General features: G+C 72.5%; 14 protein-coding genes and 1 pseudogene. 8 read left to right on the top strand and 7 right to left on the bottom strand.

The annotated features are described in order from the left end of the window. Positions 1-29: 29 nt before the first annotated feature. Positions 30-473 carry a membrane protein insertion efficiency factor YidD gene (gene yidD / locus ABD371_RS27610; RefSeq protein WP_344482530.1) on the bottom strand — a complete coding sequence of 148 codons (444 nt, stop codon included), beginning with the start codon at positions 471-473 and terminating at the stop codon, positions 30-32. 192 nt (positions 474-665) lie between these two features. Between yidD and ABD371_RS27605 the strand changes: the two genes are divergently transcribed. The 4 genes from ABD371_RS27605 to ABD371_RS27590 all read left to right on the top strand — a co-directional run bounded on the left by ABD371_RS27605 (position 666) and on the right by ABD371_RS27590 (position 3257). Next, positions 666-1412, top strand: a complete 747-nt coding sequence (locus ABD371_RS27605) for a phosphotransferase family protein (protein ID WP_344482527.1) — start codon at positions 666-668, stop codon at positions 1410-1412. A 33-nt stretch (positions 1413-1445) separates the two neighbouring features. Then, the gene (locus tag ABD371_RS27600; protein ID WP_381734908.1) at positions 1446-1901 is read left to right on the top strand and encodes a ribosomal maturation YjgA family protein; all 456 of its coding nucleotides are present in this window, start codon (positions 1446-1448) and stop codon (positions 1899-1901) included. 20 nt (positions 1902-1921) lie between these two features. Continuing rightward, positions 1922-2455 carry an SMI1/KNR4 family protein gene (locus ABD371_RS27595; protein WP_344482524.1) on the top strand — a complete coding sequence of 178 codons (534 nt, stop codon included), beginning with the start codon at positions 1922-1924 and terminating at the stop codon, positions 2453-2455. 133 nt (positions 2456-2588) lie between these two features. Continuing rightward, the gene (locus ABD371_RS27590) at positions 2589-3257 is read left to right on the top strand and encodes a lysophospholipid acyltransferase family protein (RefSeq protein ID WP_344482520.1); all 669 of its coding nucleotides are present in this window, start codon (positions 2589-2591) and stop codon (positions 3255-3257) included. A gap of 2 nt (positions 3258-3259) precedes the next feature. On the opposite strand, the gene ABD371_RS27585 is transcribed toward ABD371_RS27590, so the two are convergent. Further along, the gene (locus ABD371_RS27585) at positions 3260-4483 is read right to left on the bottom strand and encodes a cytochrome P450 (RefSeq protein ID WP_344482517.1); all 1224 of its coding nucleotides are present in this window, start codon (positions 4481-4483) and stop codon (positions 3260-3262) included. Positions 4484-4699: 216 nt separating this feature from the next. Between ABD371_RS27585 and ABD371_RS27580 the strand changes: the two genes are divergently transcribed. Together ABD371_RS27580 and ABD371_RS27575 are read left to right on the top strand one after the other, a co-directional pair. Further along, positions 4700-5557, top strand: coding sequence for an alpha/beta fold hydrolase (locus ABD371_RS27580; protein ID WP_344482514.1), 858 nt, complete (start codon positions 4700-4702; stop codon positions 5555-5557). A 230-nt stretch (positions 5558-5787) separates the two neighbouring features. Next, a pseudogene (locus ABD371_RS27575) lies at positions 5788-6012 on the top strand (hypothetical protein); the annotation flags it as partial. Here the strand turns inward: ABD371_RS27575 and ABD371_RS27570 are convergent. The 4 genes from ABD371_RS27570 to ABD371_RS27555 form a co-directional block, all read right to left on the bottom strand. Next, on the bottom strand, positions 6003-6761 hold the full coding sequence (locus ABD371_RS27570; RefSeq protein WP_344482508.1) for an iron ABC transporter ATP-binding protein: 759 nt from the start codon (positions 6759-6761) through the stop codon (positions 6003-6005). The pseudogene ABD371_RS27575 and the gene ABD371_RS27570 sit on opposite strands and share 10 nt — an antisense overlap. After that, on the bottom strand, positions 6758-7762 hold the full coding sequence (locus ABD371_RS27565) for an iron chelate uptake ABC transporter family permease subunit (protein ID WP_344482505.1): 1005 nt from the start codon (positions 7760-7762) through the stop codon (positions 6758-6760). The genes ABD371_RS27570 and ABD371_RS27565 overlap by 4 nt, the downstream gene beginning before the upstream one ends. Further along, positions 7755-8717: an ABC transporter permease gene (locus ABD371_RS27560; protein ID WP_344482502.1), complete on the bottom strand. Its 963-nt coding sequence runs from the start codon at positions 8715-8717 to the stop codon at positions 7755-7757. Before ABD371_RS27560 ends, ABD371_RS27565 begins: the two co-directional genes overlap by 8 nt. A gap of 71 nt (positions 8718-8788) precedes the next feature. Beyond that, the gene (locus ABD371_RS27555) at positions 8789-9775 is read right to left on the bottom strand and encodes a siderophore ABC transporter substrate-binding protein (RefSeq protein WP_344482499.1); all 987 of its coding nucleotides are present in this window, start codon (positions 9773-9775) and stop codon (positions 8789-8791) included. Positions 9776-10081: 306 nt separating this feature from the next. Here ABD371_RS27555 and ABD371_RS27550 point away from each other — a divergent pair, with 306 nt between their 5' ends. Next, positions 10082-10516 (top strand): hypothetical protein, encoded by a 435-nt coding sequence (locus ABD371_RS27550; RefSeq protein WP_344482496.1) that lies wholly within the window; start codon positions 10082-10084, stop codon positions 10514-10516. Between the two features lie 182 nt (positions 10517-10698). Beyond that, a complete protein-coding gene (locus tag ABD371_RS27545) occupies positions 10699-10959 on the top strand; it encodes a hypothetical protein (RefSeq protein WP_344482493.1) in 261 nt (86 codons plus the stop codon). Positions 10960-11010: 51 nt separating this feature from the next. On the opposite strand, the gene ABD371_RS27540 is transcribed toward ABD371_RS27545, so the two are convergent. Continuing rightward, positions 11011-13779 (bottom strand): helix-turn-helix transcriptional regulator, encoded by a 2769-nt coding sequence (locus ABD371_RS27540; protein WP_344482490.1) that lies wholly within the window; start codon positions 13777-13779, stop codon positions 11011-11013. Between the last annotated feature and the right edge of the window lie 30 nt (positions 13780-13809).

Genomic DNA, 13809 nt, shown 5'->3' with positions numbered 1-13809 from the left:
GCCCGATGGAGCTTCTCGTCGATGTGCCGTCAGCGACGGGCCGGAGGCACCGGGTCGCGGAAGCCCCGACGGCGGGCCGCGCCGGGGCGACAGCGCAGAAGGCGTGCCAGGATCAGCCGGCCGCCGCGAAGGGCGCCGTGGCGGTGGAGGGCCTTCACCGCGTAGGTGGAGCAGCTCGGGGTGTAGGGGCAGCATGCGGGGCGGGTCGGGCTGACGGTGACGCGGTAGCGCCGGACGGAGCGGTACATCGCGGCGGCCGCCCGGCCCGGAGGAGGAGGCGCGGCGGGGTCGGTGGTGTGGCCGACGGCCGTGAGCGAGGGGCGGAGGACGAAGAGGAGCGCGGCGATCTGTCCCGATATCCCGCCGCCGCAGCAGCACGGGTGCATAAGGGTGTCGAGGGTGCCCGCGCAGCAGCCCTCCTCCTCCTCGCCGTTCGCGTTCTTCCCGCGGTCGCGCTTCTTGTTCAGTGCCATGCGGCCCCCCGTCATATTGAAACGATCATACGAAGATCCGGATGAGGTGGCGCGTCAGGGGCGTACGGGATACGGACCGCCGGTCGCACCCCGTACGTCTGTCGGGGCTCAGCCGTCCAGCGCGGCCAGCCGCGCGACCGCACGCGATAAACCCGGCGACGTAAGCTGCCGTCCTCGGAATACTGGTCGCCCATGGATGAGGTCAAAGTCGTCGTCGCCCATTCCGAGCGCGCGACCCTGCGCGTCGGCGATGTGTTCCTGAAGGTGGACGCCGATCAGGCGCGCGTCGACGTCGAGGTCGAGGCGATGGCCCTCGCGCCGGTCCCGACCCCGGAAGTCCTGTGGCGCAGGCCGCCCGTGCTCGCGATCGCCGCGCTCCCGGGGGCGACGCTCGGACGCCTCGGCGGGCCGTCGACCGGGTCGCCGGAGGAGTGGGCCGCGGCGGGCGCGGCCATGCGGAAGCTGCATCAAGCGCCGTTGCCGCCCTGGCCGGGCCGGGCCGGGCGGAGCGGTGGGGCGCTGGCGGCGGAGCTCGACGACGAGTGCGGGTTGCTTGTGGCGAACGGCCTCCTGCCCGCCGACCTGGTCACGCGTAATCGTCAGGTGGCCGAGGCCGCGCTCCGGCCGTGGACTCCGGCGTTCACGCACGGCGATCTGCAGATCGCGCATGTGTTCGTCGACGGTGGCGAGGTCACCGGCATCATCGACTGGTCCGAGGCGGGCCGGGGTGACGCCCTGTACGACCTCGCGACCTTCACGCTCGGACACGAGGAGCACCTCGACGACGTCATCGCCGGCTATGGCACCGACGTCGACCTCGAGGTGATTCACGCGTGGTGGTCGTTGCGAAGCCTGCTGGCAGTCCGCTGGCTGATCGAGCACGGCTTCGACCCGTCCGCGCCGGGCTGTGAGATCGACGTGCTGAAATCCCGCAGGTGAGGCCGTGGGTGAGGGGTACGGCAGGATGGTCCCGTGCTCCTCGTACCCGGAACCCGTGACCGCGCCGCCGCGAGCCCCGTACGGATCCGTCTCGTGGCGGCCGTGGCGGCGGCGGTGACCGCGGGGGCGGGGCTGGGGCTGCGGGCCGTGGCGGGCGGGGATGTCGCCAAGTACGGTGGGGACGCGCTGTACACGGTTCTGCTGCTCACGCTCGTCGTCGTGATCGCGCCGCGGACGAGGCCGTCGAGGGCCGCCGCGATCGCGCTGGCCACCAGTTGGGCGATCGAGTTCCTCCAGCTCAGCCCGCTGCCGGCGGAACTGGCGCGGCAGAGCACCGTGGCCCGTCTCGTGCTCGGTTCCACCTTCAACGCCCCCGACCTGTTCTGGTACGCGGTCGGCGCGGCGGCGGGGTGGGTCGTTCACACGTCGGTGCGGCGCCGGCGGACGGTGTCCCGGGGAAAGGGATCGTCGCTTTCCGCCACGTCGTGAAGAGTGGCTAGCCTGTTGGCGTGATACCGAACGAGGACCGCCAGTTTCCCGCTCCGCTCGCCGCCGCCATGGCGATCAGGCTCGACTGCGTCGGGGCGGACGGCGTCGACTTTGAACCCTTCACGGCCTTCCTGCCCGCCGAGGAGACAACGGACTGGTTTCAGGCGTGGACCGGCAACAGCGGTTCGAGCGGCGACGAGTTCCGCGTATTCGGCGAGGACGGCACCGGCGGGTACGCCGCGTTCTGGCTGGCCCGGCCGGGACGGACGCTGGTCGAGCAGCCTGTTGTCTTCCTCGGCTCCGAGGGAGAGCTCTCTGTCATCGCGTGTGACCTGGGTGCCTTCCTGTGGCTGTTGGCCGACGGTTTCGGTCCGGGGGAAGCGGCTGCTTGGCGCGAGCCGGACCCGGTGCCGCGCGCCCACCCCGAACTGACGGCGGTCGCGCAGCGATTCGCGCCGGACCGTCGCGCGCCGGCGGCTGCCGGGATGGAGCGGGCCGCGAGGGAGTTCCCCGATTTCGAGGCGATGATCATGGGGCTCTGCCGTTACGAGTGACACGACCGCCCGTCCCGCCGTACCCCGGCGCTGGGTACGGCGGGACGGGGAAGATGAGTACGGCGACTCACGCCGCGGGCGGCACCGGCGGCCGACGATGGGGATCATTCACCGTCGAGACCGGGAGCCCTTCATGCTCAGCCGCATCGCCGAGATCCTGGTGCCCGCCGTCGGCCGTCTGTCGGTGACCACCGACGCCGGCACCGCGCTCACGCCGGGCAGCATCATCGCCGCGAACCACACCTCGCTCGCGGACCCGGCCGTCGTGCTCGCCGCTCTGCGCCGCCTCGGTGCCGAGCCGGTCGTCATGGCGGCCGCCGGGCTGTGGCGGGTGCCCTTCCTCGGCGGCGCGCTCGCCCGCGAGGGGCACATACCGGTGTTCCGCGGGGACCGGCGGGCCGCGGCCGCGCTGGACAGAGCGGCGACGGCCCTTGAACAGGGCCGGCTGGTCCTCATCTACGCCGAGGGCGGCCTGCCGCGCCGCGAGGACGCCGCCGAGGCCGCGCCCGGCCTCTTCCGCAGCGGCCTCGCGCGTCTCGCCGGGCGCACCGGTGCCCCCGTCGTCCCGGTGGGCCAGGCCGGGGCCCGCCGTGTCACCTCGGGAAGCATCGCCAAGCAGCTCGCGGGGCTGGCCACCGCGCCGCTGCGCCGTCCTGATCTGCATGTTCACGTGGGTGCGCCGCTGCTGCTGACCGGCGACAGCGAGGTGCGCACGGCGCGGGCCCGGACGGCGGTGACCTCCGCGTGGCGGACGGCGGCCGGCCACTTGGGTGAGCCCGCCGCGCTCGCCGCGCGGGTCTGAACTCACCAGACCAGGTGCAGCGCCTCGGGCGAGCGGTGGATGAAGCTCGGGCGCATCGCGGGCGGCGGCCGCTCGCCGTCGATCCGCAGGCCCGGCAGTCTGCGGACGAGGAGACCGAGCGTCAGCCGGAGCTGTTCGCGGGCGAGCCGGGAGCCGGGGCAGCCGTGGACGCCGTGGCCGAAGGCGAGGTGTCGCCGGGCGAGCGGGCGGGTGATGTCGAAGACGTCGGGGCGGTCGTGGCGGAGTCCGTCCCGGTTGGCGGATCCGTAGGCCACCAGGACCGTCGCTCCGGCGGGCAGCGCGGTTCCGCCCAGGGTGACCGGCCGGGTGGCCGTACGCCGGAAGGCCTGTACGGCGGTGTCGTACCGGGCGGCCTCCTCCACCGCGGCCGGGATCAGCCCGGGGTCGGCGAGGAGCAGTTCCCACTGCCGCCGGTCGGTGAGGAGGTGGAGCAGGGTGGTGCCGATGAGGGCCGTGGTGGTCAGGTGTCCGGCGAGCAGGAAGTTCTGGAGGCCCGCCACCAGTTCGTGGCGCTGTTCCAGGGTCAGAGGATCGTCGCCGGGCGCGAGGGCGGTGACCATCCTCGTGCAGAGGTCGTCGCGCGGGTTCTCGCGCCGGGCGCGGACATAGCCGTCGAGCAGCTGTTGCAGGGCGACGACGTCCTCGGCGGCGGCGAGCTGTTCCTCCTCCGCCAGCGGTCTGAACAGCAGTTCCTCGGCGCGGTATCCGCCGTGCACCACGGCGGGGACGTCGTGGGGGTCGAGGCCGACGAGCCGCCCGACGACCTGGGCCGGGAGGTGTCGGGCGTAGGCGTCCATGAACTCCGCGCGCCCGTCGGCCGCGAATCCGTCGACGAGGGCCTCGGCGCGTTCGGCCGCGTACGGTATGAGCCCGGCGACCTCGGCGGGGGAGAGTCCGCTGTTGAGCGGGGCGCGGTGACGCCGGTGGGCGGCGCCGTCGGTGGTGAGCACGGTGGGCCGGCCGCCGAGTCCCCCGGCCAGGACGCCGAGGACGGAGGGCGCGGGCATCGCGTCGGGCAGCAGGGCGCGCTGGGAGGAGAAGTCCTGGTCGCGGCGGAGGACTTCCCGTACGTCCGCGTCCCGTGCGACCAGCCAGGCGTCGAGGGCGGGGACGTACAGCAGGCCCGGTGTGCGGCGCGCCCTGGCGTAGAGGGGGTAGGGATCGCGGTACAGCTCATCGAGTACAGCATGGTCTGCGCTCTGCACGCGACGCCTCCGTGGGGTCGGGGTCGGGGGTCGGGATCATCGATTACGTCCGGCCATGGTGCACCGGTCCTGGCCCGCCGTGCCAGAGAAGGCGCGCCGGGGCCGGCCCGTGCGCCCACCGTGTCCGGCCGGGTGCCGCACCGGGTATCACCGGGTTCGGATGGTCCGTCGGCACGCGCTGGATTACATTGGAGCGATCCGTCGCATGGGGGTGTGATGCCGCAGATCTCGCTGTCCTCCGGGTCGATCGACTATCAGGACACCGGTGGTGACGGGCCGGTACTGGTGTTCTGTCACGGTCTGCCGATGAATGAGAAGCAGTGGCGCAAAGTGGTGCCGCTGCTGAAGGGGTACCGCTGTGTCCTGCCCACACTGCCCCTCGGCGGACACCGCCGGCCGATGGCCCCGGACGCCGATCTGTCCCACCGTGGTGTCGCGCGGCTCTTGGGCGAGTTCATCGAACGGCTCGGCCTCGACGAGGTGACCGTCATCCTCAATGACTGGGGCGGTGGCCAGTTCCTGGTGCTGGAGGAAGAGAACCGGCGGGTCGCGCGCCTGGTGCTGGTGGCCTGCGAGGCGTTCGACAATTTCCCTCCCGGGCCCGCCAAGGCGGCGGCGGTGGTGTGCGGGGTTCCCGGTGGCGTCTGGCTTCTGACGCGGCTGATGCGTATCCCCTCGTTCCGGAACAACCGCAAGGGGTACGGCGGGATGAGCCTGCGCGGGGTTCCGGACGAGATCATGGCCGACTGGTTCGCCCCCGCCACCCGGAGCAGGGCGATCCGCAGGGACTTCGCGAAGTTCGCCACCTCGGCGCCGGGGCGGGAGACCCTGCTGGCCTGGAGCGAGGGGCTGCGTGAGTTCGACCGCCCGGTACTGGTCGTCTGGGCGGCCGAGGACAGACTGATGCCGCGTGAGCACGGCCGGCGGCTGGCCGAGCTGTACCCACAGGGCCGGTTGATCGAGATCGCCGACTCGGCGACCCTCGTCCCGGAGGACCAGCCCGAGCGGCTCGCCGAAGCGATCGTCGACTTCCTGAAGCAAACCGGGGCGGAGCCGGCGCGGCACTCCGGGTGAACCGGCGGTGCGCGGGGTACGCGGGGTATACGGGGTATTCGGCCGCCGGGACCCTCGTACGTTGACGTCGGAAAGCCGCCGGAAGCCGCCCTCCGCGGCTGGTCCTGCCCGGGATCCTCGCGGCGCTCTCCGCGCCGCTGCTGACGGCGGGTGTGGGGCGGGCGGACCGCCGACCGGTACTGGCGGGGTTCGTCCTGCTGCCGGCCCTGGCGAATGTCCTGTCCGTCGCGGCGGCCTCGGTGCTCTTCACCGCGTCGTTCCAGGCCACCATCGCGGTGGGCGCGCCGGCCGGCGGGGTGGTCGTCGACCGCGCGGCCCCCTCGGCGGTGATGGTGCTCGGTGGGACGACGGCCGCTCTCGCGGTCCTCGTCATCCGCTCCCGCCGCGACGGATCAGGAGACGGATCGAGAGGCGGACCGGGAGACGGATCGGGAAGGGAGCCGGCTCACCGGTAGTAGACGGCGGTCCGCTTCCCGTCGACTTCGTGGATCTGGACGGGGGTGTCGAACACCTCGCTGAGCACCTCGGCCCGCATCATCGCGTCGACGGTGTCGGAGGCCGCGATCCGGCCGTCCCGGAGGGCGATGATCCGGTCGGAGTAGGTGGCGGCGAAGTTGATGTCGTGGACGATCAGGACGACGGTCTTGCCCAGTTCGTCGGCGGCCCGGCGCAGCTGGCTCATCATCCGTACGGAGTGCTTCATGTCGAGGTTGTTGAGGGGCTCGTCGAGCAGGACGTACCGGGTGTCCTGGGCGAGCACCATCGCCACGTAGGCACGCTGCCGCTGGCCGCCGGAGAGCTGGTCGAGATAGCGGTGCTGGAGGTCGCCGAGGTGGAGGAAGTCGAGGGCGTCGTCGATGTGGGCGATGTCCTGCTTGGTCAGCCGGCCCCGGCTGTGCGGGAAGCGCCCGAAGGAGACCAGTTCCCGCACGGTCACCCGGGCGGTGAAGTGGTTCTCCTGGCGGAGTATGGACAGCGTCCGCGCCACGTCCTGCGACTTGGCCCGGTGCACGTCGAGGCCGTCGACGGTGACGGTGCCCGAGGTGGGCTCGGCGAGCCGGCCGATGATGGTCAGCAGGGTGGACTTCCCGGCGCCGTTGGGGCCGACGAGCGAGGTGACCCCGCCCGCCGGGATCCGCCCGGACACCGGGCCGAGCACGACGTCCTCGCCGTACGCCTTGCGGATGTCGGTGAACTCGATCACAGGGTGCCCTTCCGGAGGAGATGCGCGAGGAAGATCGCCCCGCCGAGAAACTCGATGACGACGGTGAGCATGCCGGAGGCGTAGAAGACGTGCTCCATGACGAACTGCCCGCCCGCCAGGGTGATCAGCCCGATGAGGAACGCCATCGGCAGTACGACGATGTGCCGGTGGGTGCCCGACATCTGGTAGGCGAGCATCGCGGTGACGAACCCGAAGAAGGTCATGGGGCCCGCGAGCGCGGTCGACATCGCGATCAGCAGGGAGATCAGCAGGAGCATCACCGTCAGCTCGCGCTTGTGGGCGACGCCGAGGTTCGTGGCGGCGTCACGGCCCAGGAGCAGGGTGTCGAGCCGGTAGCGGCGCTGCCAGACGACGACGCCGACGATCAGGCACACCGCGCCCGCCAGGGGCAGATATCCCGGCTCGGCGCTGCTGAGCCGTCCGAACAGCCGGGCCGACAGGACGTCGTACTCGGAGGGTGAGAGCAGCCGCTGGAGGAAGTCGGAGAGGCTGCGGAAGGCGAGCCCCAGGACCACTCCGACCAGGAGGAGCACATGGATGCTGCCCTTGCGGCCGGAGAACAGCCAGCCGAACAGCAGCATCGTGAAGCCGACCATCAGCAGCGTCTGGGTGATGAGCTTCGGCATCCCGTCGGTCACGGCGAGCACACCGCCGCCGAAGACGGCCACCAGGAGGGTCTGCATCAGGATGTAGACGGAGTCGAACCCCATGATCGACGGGGTGAGGATCCGGTTGTGGGTGATGGTCTGGAAGACCACCGTGCCGACCGCCTGGGCGAAGGCGACCACGGCCATGGTGCCCAGCATGGTCAGCCGTCGCTCGAAGGCGAACTCGAAGGACCCCTCGATGAAGAGGAAGAGGAAGGAGAGCACGGAGGCGGCGGCGAGCCCGCCCGCGAGGGCGAGCCGCGCGGCGACGGGGAGTCCCGTGCGGGTGGGAGCGGTCGCCGTCGCGGCGGCCGGAGGCTGGTTCTCAGACATGGGCCTTACCTCGCTGACGCAGGATCATCGCGACGAACACGACCGCTCCGACGGCCCCGAGGACCACCGTCGCCGGAATCTCCAGCGGGAAGACGAGGAGCCGTCCGACGAGGTCGCAGGCAATCATCAGGGCCACGCTGCTGAGCACGACCCAGGGCAGATTCCTGCGGATGTCGTCGCCGCGTGCCATCGAGACGAGGTTCGGCACGATCAGTCCCAGGAAGGGGATGAATCCGACGACGACGGTGGTCACGCCCGTGGCCAGGGCGACCATGACGAGCCCGGTGAACATGATGCGCCGGTAGGGCAGCCCCAGGCTGGTGGCGGTGTCGCGGCCGAGCCCGGCGATGGTGAAGCGGTCGGCCGCCAGATACAGACCGACGACGATGGCTCCCACCACCCACAGCGGCTCGTAGTTTCCGCGCACCACCGAGCTGAAGCCGCCCGAGCGCCAGGTGGCGAGCATCTGGAGCAGATTCGTGGACGAGGCGATGTACAGCGTCACCGCGCTCACCAGCGCACCCAGCATGATGCCCACGATCGGCACGATGACCTGTGACTTGAGCGCGATCCGGCCGAGGACGAAGAGGAAGAGGAGCGCGCCGACGAAGGCGAAGGCGCTGGCCGCGCCCATCTTCACCATGGGCGACGCGGCCGGCATGAGGAGGGTGAGCAGCAGCACGCCCAGGGCCGCCCACTCACTGGTACCCGTGGTGGTCGGCTCGACGAAACGATTCTGTACGAGCATCTGCATGATCACGCCGGAGACGGCCATCGCGGCGGCGGCGAGGACCAGGGCGAGCGTGCGCGGCACCCGGGAGATGAGGAACATGCGCCGGGCCTCGGGGTCCGTGACCAGGGCGCGCAGGTCGATGTCGTATCCGCCGATGAACAGCGAGGCGGTGACCAGGGCCAGCACACAGAGTGCGGCCAGCAGGAGCGGGAGTCGGCGCATATGGCTTCCGGGGCGGGTGAAGGTGTGCGGCCCCCCGGCCGAGCCGGAGGGCCGCATCAGCGTGGGAGTGTTCAGCCGGCCGCGTTGAACGCGGTCGCCACCGAGTCGAAGGCGTCCGTGTAGGCCTGGATGCCCTCGGTCAGGTAGAAGTCACCCGCCAGGTAGATGACCTGGTCCTTCTGGCGGAAGGTGGTCTTGTCCCACGCCTCCATGCCGTCCACGACCTTCTTCGCCGCGATGGCCTCGCCGGACTCGGCGCCCACGGCCGCGTCCCGGTCCAGCATGATCACCCAGTCGGGGTTGAGCTTGGCGATCGTCTCGGGGGCGAGCCCGGAGTTGTCGTGGACCGAGGTGCTCTCCTCGCCCTCCGAGCTGAGCACGTTCTTCAGGTTCAGCGGCTCGGCGAGACGGCCGATCCGGCTGGCGCCGTTGTCGACCTTGCCGGCGCTGGCGACCGCGAGGAACACGCTCTCGCCCTTGGTGGCGTCGGTGGCCGACTTCTCGGCCTTGTCCAGGGCGGCGACGATCTCCTTGGCCTTGGCCTCCTGGCCGAAGATCTTCCCGAGCTCCTGGGTCTGCGTCTTCAGCGCGTTGACGTAACCGCCCTTGGCCTCGTCGGACGGGGCGACGTCGACCGTCTTGGCGATCTTGGCCAGCTTGTCGTGGTGGTCGGTGAAGCGGTAGCCGCCGATGATGAGGTCAGGCTCACTCGCGTTGAGCGCCTCGAACTTGGGCTCACGGTGGGTACCGATGTCCTTGATGGACGAGTCGTTCTTCCAGTCCTCGAAGCCCTGCGGGGGCAGCAGCCCCTTCGGGACCGCGACCGGCTTGATGCCGAAGGCCTTGAGCGTCGCGAACGAGGTGTTGTCCAGCGCGGCGACCCTGGCGGGCTTCAGGGGCACTTCGAGCTTGCCCTTGGCGGTCGTGACAGTGACCTCACCCTGGCTCTTTCCCGATTCCGACTCCTTGCCGGACTCGCCGCAGGCGCTCAGCACCATGCCCGCGCACAGGGCGGCACTGGTGACGACGATGGACTTACGCAAACGGGCGGAACGCACGGCGGATGACTCCCAGGACCGACAGGCGGCCCTCCACCGCATGGTGAAGAGGCCGCGAAGAACTTGCGACTGAACTTAGCCTAACCTAACTCCAAATCGACCCTTCATGAGGGTCTCCTTCGGTCGGCTTCGGCCCTGGCACGCGCGGTTTCGGCGCGCCGTCGGTCACGGTGTCCGTCACCCGCTCTCCGGCACGGCGGGGCGGCTTGCGGGAGGCCCTTCCCACCCTGGAAGCTCTCCCCGGACCGGGCGTCGGAGACAGGCCCGGCCGCCACCCGCACCCGTACGCGAAGGAGGTCCGCCGCCATGGATTCGGAACGCGCCGGCCGTATCGTGTCAGCGCTCCGCGCGCGCGAGGTGATGGCCCACCTCGTGGAGGCGGGGGTCTACGAATTCGGTGTCCGTGTGGTTCTCGACGAGGGGATCGAGGCGCTCTGGGACGTCGACGGAGCGGCAGGGCTCGACGCGGAGATCGTCAGCGACGGTGTTCTCATCGGCTTCGTCCCCCATGTCCCCGGCTCCGAGAGCTTCACGGAACAGCAGCTGGTGGACGCCATCGCGACGACGGTCTACTCCGCCGAAGGGCTCCGGCCACCGGCGGACGGCCCCGCCGGCGCGCCTGCCGGGGAAGCCGTCGCCCCGAGCGCCGCCGCCCCCGGCCGTCCGCGCGGGGAAGGAGGGCCGCCGCCCGTCGCCCGGTATCAGCGCCGCGCGCACTGGGTACGGCGCGGCAGGCGGTGACACCGGCGACGGGCGGCGACACCCTCTCCGCCCGTCGGCCCGGCAAGCGGAAGCCCAACTCCCGGCCAAGGACCGCTCAATCCTTCGGCAACTCCCGCCCCGCTCGTAGGCGAGGGAGCGGCCCGGGTGGAGAGTGGTCCGGTGGGGACCGGAACCGTGGGGACCGTGGAGGGGAGTCGCCCATGAAGGGCGCAGAGGGCCGGGGGATGAATCGCCTGACGGGGCTCGCCGTCGTCGCGGTGCTGTCCGGGGCCGCGTTGACCGCCACCGTCCAGGCCGGTCACGTCGAGTCGACGGGCCGCCCGCCCGGCAGCACCGCGGGGTCGACGGCCGGGCCGGCCCTGGAGCCGTGGCCGGGCGGGTGGGGCGGCCATCTCGCGCACGGGCGGGACGCCCGGGACGGTCGAGCGCCCGTCCTCTCCTCCCCCACCGGCCAAGGGTGAGAGAACGCGGCCCGGCCGGGGGCGGGCGGCGCGCTCCCCGCCGGGCCGCCGTCACCGCTCGGCCCCGGCCCCGGGCGCGGTCCCGGGCGCGGTCCCCTGGAAGCTCGCGGCCAGTTCGCCCCGGGAGCGGATGCCGAGCTTGGCGTAGATCCTCGTCAGGTGGTACTGCACGGTCTTCACCGAGATGAACAGTTCCGAGGCCGTCCGCTGATTGCTGGCCCCGGCCGCCACCAGCCCGGCGACCGCCCGCTCCTGCGCGGTGAGCCGGTCCGCCCCGGCGGCGGCCCGGCTGCCGTTCAGACCGCCCGCGTTGAGTTCCCGGTCGCACCGCTCGACATAGGTGTGGGCCCCCAGCGCGCTGTAGGCGTCGCGGGCGTTCCGCAGGACGGTGTCGGCGTCCCGGCGCTTCCCGGCGCGGCGCAGGGTCTGTCCGTACGCGAAGTTCACCCGGGCCAGGTCGTACGGCAGCGGCAGCCGGTCCAGCCGGGCGAGGGCGGTCTCGAAGGTGTGCCGGGCGGCGTCGATGTCGCCGTGGGCGGCGGTGATCCGGCCTCGGACCAGGCCGAGTCTGGCCTGGGTGGAGCGGTGGCCGCGCCGGGCGGCGAGATCTTCGTGGGGAGCGAGGAAGGCGTCGGCCTCCTCGACGCGATGGGTCATCACCAGGGCGTTGGCGTAGACGTCCGGCCAGGGCCAGAAGCCGGGTTCGTCGACGCCCGCCCGGGACGGCAGCCGGACGACGGGCGCGAGGGCGTCGACGGCCCGGGCGTAGTCGCCGCGCGCTTCGGCGACCTGGGCCCGCGCCAGGGCGGCCGGGACCATCATGACCTCGTAGTGGTGTCCGCCGGCGGCGGCCCGGGCGAGATGGTCCTCGGCGCTCTCCCAGTCGCCCCGGAGCGCGTGGAGCTGGGCCCCGGTCCAGTGCACCAGGGGGCGGACGAGTTCGATTCCGACCTCGGCGAGACGCGCGGCGGCCCGCTCCACCGTTTCCAGCGCCTCCGGCCAGGCCCCCAGCGCGAACTGGGTGCGGGCCAGCCAGCCCTGGGCCCAGAGGGAGATCCGGGTGGAGCCCAGCCGGTACCCGGTGGGAACGGCCTCCTCGAACGCCCGGCGGGCGGCCTCGGGGGCGTCCAGGGCGAGATCCACCCAGCCTCGGCCGAGCTGGAACCGCTGGGACTGGGCTCCGCCGGAGACCTTGGCCGCGGCCGACTCGTACACGGACACGGCCTCCTCGGCCCGGCCCATGGCGGCGAGGCCCAGCCCCAGCACGGCCTCGGACTCGATCGCGGCGGGGTCGGCGGGATCGGCGAGCTCCAGGGCGCGGCGGGCCCAGGTGACCAGCCCCGGGGCGTCCCAGCGTCCGAGTGCGTGCAGCACCCGGCGCTGGCAGATCTTCGCGGTGAGGTCGGGCCGGCTCGCGGCGTCGCAGCGGGCCCAGGCGCGGGTGAGGAAGGTCTCCGCCTCGGCCGAGCGGCCCCGCATGATGGCCAGATAGCCGAGGACGACGTCGCGCGGGGCGGCGGTGGGGAAGCTCTCCAGCTCCGCGGCGAACGCCACGGCCTGGGGGATGTCCCCGGCCCCGATCATCGCGTCGACGGCGCGCAGCAGCCGGTCCTGGCGGACGGCCCTGACCGGGCTGAGCCGGCCCGCTCTGACCAGGGTGGCGGCGGCGGTGGCCCACTCCCCCGCGCCGGCGCGCTCGGCGGCGTACCGGTCCAGCTCGTCGGCGAGCCCGGCGTCCGCGGTGGCCGCCGCCGCCCGGTGCGCCAGCCGCCGTCCCGGGTCGTCGGCGGCCTCGGCTGCGCGGAGGTGGAGCAGCCGGCGGCGGGTCAGGCCGAGGGTGGTGAGGACGGCGGCACGGGTCAGCGGGTGGGGGAAGGCCAGCAGGGCGCGACCGGGTTCGACGGTCGCGATCAGCAGCCCCGCCTCGGCCGCCTCGTCCGCCGCCGGCAGCGGGTCGGGGAGACCGGCGAGGCGGGCGGCCTCGTCGAGGGGCGCGTCGCCGTCGATGACCGAGCAGGCCTCGACCAGGGCGCGGGCGGCTTCGCCGCAGCGCGCGAGGGAGTCCCGGATCACCGACGTATAGCGGGAGGGCGCGGGCAGCACGGGCTGCCAGTCCTGCCAGATGTCGCGGGGCAGCTCCTGGAGCAGCCGGGTGATGTGCCGGGGGTTGCCGCGGGTGTGCCGGCACAGATGCCGGGCGGCGGGGAGGGAGAGGTCGACTCCGTCGCGGTGGCGGGCGAGTTCCCTGATGTCCTCGGGGTCGAGCGGGCCGAGCCGTATCGTTTCGTCCTCTCGGCCGTCGAGGTGCTCCAGGGTCTCCACCGGCGGGTTCTGCCGTGGTCCCGGTCCCGTCGTGTCGTCCCTGGCCAGCAGGATCACCAGAAGCCGTTCCGTCGTCACGGTGCGTACGGCGGACTCGATCGCCCGCAGGCTCTCGGCGTCGGCCCAGTGGGCGTCGTCGACGACCACCACCAGCGGTTCACCGTGCGGCGGGGCCGCCCAGAGCCGGTGGAGCCGCCGGGCGGTGCCGAGGATCGTGCGGTCGCCGGGGTCGTCCGGCGGGGTGGTCCGCAGCAGCTGGCCGGCCACGCCGAGCGCGCGTCCGGACTCCCAGGGCACCCCGGTCGCGCGCAGGACGCGCAGGGGTGCGCGGTCGGTGAGGACATGGTCGACGAGGGTGGTCTTCCCGCTGCCCGCGGGCCCTTCCACCAGCACTGTCGAGGGACGGCCGGTGTGAGCGGCACTGAGCGCGCGGCTGAGGGCCATGCGCTCACCCGCCCGTCCGATCAGGCTTCGCCGCTGGTCAGGAGGGGTGTCCATGCTCCGGCACGGTAGCACCGCCCGCCGGGA

Source organism: Streptomyces amakusaensis, from assembly GCF_039532665.1.
GTDB classification, from domain to species: domain Bacteria; phylum Actinomycetota; class Actinomycetes; order Streptomycetales; family Streptomycetaceae; genus Streptomyces; species Streptomyces amakusaensis.
The sequence above is the reverse complement of the archived record's forward strand: the minus strand, read 5'-3'. Positions and strand labels throughout refer to the sequence as shown.

Excerpts from the sequence above, each read along its gene's own strand:
- ABD371_RS27545 (WP_344482493.1), top strand. The coding sequence starts at position 10,699 with ATGAAGGGCGCAGAGGGCCGGGGGATGAATCGCCTGACGGGGCTCGCC.
- yidD (WP_344482530.1), bottom strand. The coding sequence starts at position 473 with ATGGCACTGAACAAGAAGCGCGACCGCGGGAAGAACGCGAACGGCGAG.
- ABD371_RS27560 (WP_344482502.1), bottom strand. The coding sequence starts at position 8,717 with ATGCGCCGACTCCCGCTCCTGCTGGCCGCACTCTGTGTGCTGGCCCTG.
- ABD371_RS27605 (WP_344482527.1), top strand. The coding sequence starts at position 666 with ATGGATGAGGTCAAAGTCGTCGTCGCCCATTCCGAGCGCGCGACCCTG.
- ABD371_RS27580 (WP_344482514.1), top strand. The coding sequence starts at position 4,700 with ATGCCGCAGATCTCGCTGTCCTCCGGGTCGATCGACTATCAGGACACC.
- ABD371_RS27550 (WP_344482496.1), top strand. The coding sequence starts at position 10,082 with ATGGATTCGGAACGCGCCGGCCGTATCGTGTCAGCGCTCCGCGCGCGC.
- ABD371_RS27590 (WP_344482520.1), top strand. The coding sequence starts at position 2,589 with ATGCTCAGCCGCATCGCCGAGATCCTGGTGCCCGCCGTCGGCCGTCTG.
- ABD371_RS27540 (WP_344482490.1), bottom strand. The coding sequence starts at position 13,779 with ATGGACACCCCTCCTGACCAGCGGCGAAGCCTGATCGGACGGGCGGGT.
- ABD371_RS27565 (WP_344482505.1), bottom strand. The coding sequence starts at position 7,762 with ATGTCTGAGAACCAGCCTCCGGCCGCCGCGACGGCGACCGCTCCCACC.